The organism is Binatus sp. (SeqCode) (assembly GCF_036522015.1).
GTDB lineage: Bacteria > Desulfobacterota > Binatia > Binatales > Binataceae > Binatus.
Window position 1 is genome coordinate 1 of record NZ_DATDGQ010000160.1, and the last position, 3,210, is coordinate 3,210.

Consider the following 3,210-nt stretch of genomic DNA (forward strand, 5'->3'; position numbering starts at 1 on the left):
TGGTGCTGCGCGGTGTGCATTTCGATTTCAACAAGTCGAAGATTCGGCCGGGTGATGCTGCCGTGCTGGATGAGGCCGTCTCAACTCTGAAGGCCAATCCTAACGTGACGATCAACGTCAACGGCTATTGCGATGCGATCGGCGGCGAGGAGTACAACCTCAAGCTGTCCGACCGCCGCTCGGATGCCGTCGTGGATTACCTGGTGAAAGCCGGTATCCCGTCGAGCCAGTTGATTCCGCATGGCTACGGCAAGACCGACTTTGTGGCCACCAACGACACGGCTGAAGGTCGCGCTCAGAATCGTCGCGTCGAGTTGGTGCCTAACGAGTAACTCGGGCCAGAACTAGAACGCCTGTAACCGGCCGCAGTCCCCCCGGGGGCTGCGGCTTTTTTTGGTCCACAGCTCAGCTTTTCGAGAGGCTGACGGGGGCGCGCAATTCTGCTATAGAAACCATCGCTATGATGTCTGTACGAATTGTAGGAATCGGGACCGCGGTCGCCGCACTCGCTCTCGCCGCTCTGATTGAGGCATCACCGGGTTGTGCCCAATCGCAGGCTCCGGACGATGCCGTATCGACCTCATCGGCGTCGGCGCCCGACAGCACCGCGCTTACGGCGACGGCCGTGTCACCGGAAGCGAAGAAGACGCTGGGGCAGAAAGTTAAAGCGCTGGTCTCGAAGCTGACGCCTGAGAGGATCAAGCGCGATATCGAATTCAGAAAAGCATCCGCGCTGTTCCCTGATTTCTGCAAACATTGGGAGCAGGACCTGCACGAGCGCGAGGTCCTCAATCGGTCCAAGTTGAAATTCGTCGAGAAAGACGGCTACGAGACCGCGACCTACACCGCCTACGGCAAGGTCGCCGCGTGCGAGTCGCATCAATCCAAAGACGGCTACTCGATCGGAAAGCTTACTTACGAGGAATTTACCTACTACGTGGTCGGCAGGTCCGAGGAAGAAGCCAGGCAGGCGGCGCCAAAGACTGTCAACGATCTCCGCACCACGGAAATCTTCCGTTGGGACAACGGCAAATGGTTCTACTAAGCGGCGCGAATTAATTGCGGGGCTGCGCGCCCCGCACCCGCGGCAGGGGTGACCCCTGCACCCAGTACTAATCGCAAAATGGCGAAGACGCCCGTTTGCTCTCAGGTTCTTTTTCCCGTGTCATTCAGGAGCGCAGCCAATCCGGGCTCTTCTCGTACCTCGCCCCAAGTAAGTTGCTGGCGACTAAAGTCGCCAGCAGCGGTAAAGAGCCCCAACTAGTTCGAACAGGGACGAAGTCCCGCCTCTTTTTTTCACTGGGTGCAGGGGTCACCCCTGCCGCGGGTGCGGGGTGCGCAGCCCCACATTTCAATTCAGCTCTTTGCTGCTGTAGTTAAGAATCCGCCGCGCGACAATTATCATGTTGATCTGCTGCGTGCCTTCGAAGATGTCGTTGATCTTCGCGTCGCGCATCCACTTTTCGACCAGGATTTTGCGCGAGTAACCCAAGGGTCCCAGCAGCTCGACCGCCTTCTGCGTGATCAGCGTGACGGCGAGCCCAGCCTTCGCCTTGGCCATCGACGCCTCGAGGCTGTTGCGCTTGCCGGTATCGAGCATCCAGGCGGCGCGCCAGGTCAGCAATCGCGCGGCCTGCAGTTGCACTTCCATCTCCATGAAATCGCGCTCGACGGCGGTCAGGCGCCGCGGCGAGATACCGTAGCGGACCGGCACGTTCTGTTCCTTCAGAAAGTCGCGCACGAAGTCGAGCGCCGCACGCCCCACCCCGATCGCCATCGCCGCAACGATCGGCCGGGTCGCGTCGAAGGTCGCCATCACGTCCTTGAAGCCGCCTTCCTTCCGCACCTCGGCACTGCCGAGCAAAGCATCGAGCGGAATCCGGCAGTTGTCGAAAATCAATGCCGCGGTGTCGGACGCGCGGATACCGAGTTTGTTCTCGACCCTGGCCACGGTCATGCCCGGAGTGTTGTGCTCGACGACGAACGGCTTGATCCCCGGGCGTCCCGCGCTCTTGTCCACCGTCGCCCACACCACGACGAAGCCCTCGGACTTCTCGGCCGCCATCTCGCCGGCGGTGCAGAAAATCTTGGTGCCGTTGATCACCCAATGGTCGCCGTCGCGGGTCGCGGTGGTGGTAACCTGCGAGGAATCGGAACCGAAGCTGGGCTCGGTAATCGCCATCGCGCCCCACTTCGGCTTGCCTTCCTTGAAGCGCTTGAGAAAGCGCTCCCTCTGCTCAGGCGTCCCTGCCGCCATCACCGCCGCGCCGCCGAGTCCTGAGTTGGGCGTCGACAGGTAAAGCCCCGCGTCGCCCCAGCACAGCTCCTCGGTGCTGAGCACGGACAGCAGATTGGCGCGTCGAGGCGCCGCTCCCGGTGCATCGGCTTTTTTGCTCTTGTCGTTGCCGACCTGGATATCCGCAGCCGACGACGCCGACCACATCGAATCGTAAAACTGGGTCGGCTTGGTGTGCTCGTGCTCGTCGCAATCGCGCGAGATGGGACGCATCATGTGCTCCGAGACCGCGTGGAACATCTGGAGGCGGTTCAGAATTTGTGGTTCGAGCTCAAAATCGATCATGAGTTTATCTCCGTCGCGGCCTGTCAGACCGTTGCGATTCCTTCGATTGCGGAAAAGCCGCGCGCGTTGCGCAGCCACATCTCGACCGGATGCTCGCGGATATACCCGTGGCCGCCGAGCACCTGTACGCCGTTGTCCGTCACCTTGAGCGCGCTCTGCGCAACATAGTTCTTCGCGAGGTAACTCGCCTTCAGTGCGTCGCGGCCCTTGTCGAGTTCGTACGCCGCTTCCCACACCAGCAAGCGCGCCGCGTCGATTTCAATCGCCATGTCGGCGAGGATAAACGCGATCGCCTGCTTGGTCGCGATTGGCACACCGAACGCCTTGCGCTCCTTGGCGTAGTCGCGCGCATATTCGAACGCGGCATTCATCACGCCAACGCCCATCGCCGCAAGCGCGACCCGCGACTCGCACATAAGCCGCGAAAAATCGATCCCCTTTTCACCGCCCAGGCGCGCATCGGCGCCGACGCGGCAATCCTTGAGCGTCAGTTCGTAGGTCGCGAGCGCTTTGAGCCCCATGTTCTTCTCGCGCTCGGAGATCGTTACGCCCGCCGCGACGCGCGGAACGATGAAGCCGTCCACTCCCGCATAGCCCTTCGCCGCGTCGGTCGTCGCATAAATCAGAAT

4 protein-coding genes are annotated in these 3,210 nt (G+C 61.2%); 2 read left to right on the forward strand and 2 right to left on the reverse strand.

All coding sequences use genetic code 11. The annotated features are described in order from the left end of the window. Together VIW95_RS06550 and VIW95_RS06555 are read left to right on the forward strand one after the other, a co-directional pair. Nucleotides 1-332 (forward strand): OmpA family protein (locus VIW95_RS06550; protein ID WP_331584635.1); only part of this gene is annotated, 332 nt, incomplete at its 5' end. A 128-nt stretch (nucleotides 333-460) separates the two neighbouring features. Next, nucleotides 461-1,045 carry a hypothetical protein gene (locus VIW95_RS06555; RefSeq protein WP_331584636.1) on the forward strand — a complete coding sequence of 195 codons (585 nt, stop codon included), beginning with the start codon at nucleotides 461-463 and terminating at the stop codon, nucleotides 1,043-1,045. A 306-nt stretch (nucleotides 1,046-1,351) separates the two neighbouring features. On the opposite strand, the gene VIW95_RS06560 is transcribed toward VIW95_RS06555, so the two are convergent. Continuing rightward, complete coding sequence (locus VIW95_RS06560; protein WP_331584637.1) at nucleotides 1,352-2,581, reverse strand: acyl-CoA dehydrogenase family protein; 1,230 nt, start codon at nucleotides 2,579-2,581, stop codon at nucleotides 1,352-1,354. Between the two features lie 23 nt (nucleotides 2,582-2,604). Further along, nucleotides 2,605-3,210: acyl-CoA dehydrogenase (locus tag VIW95_RS06565; RefSeq protein ID WP_331584638.1), on the reverse strand; the 606-nt coding region annotated here is incomplete at its 5' end.

Excerpts from the sequence above, each read along its gene's own strand:
- VIW95_RS06555 (WP_331584636.1), top strand. The coding sequence starts at position 461 with ATGATGTCTGTACGAATTGTAGGAATCGGGACCGCGGTCGCCGCACTC.
- VIW95_RS06560 (WP_331584637.1), bottom strand. The coding sequence starts at position 2,581 with ATGATCGATTTTGAGCTCGAACCACAAATTCTGAACCGCCTCCAGATG.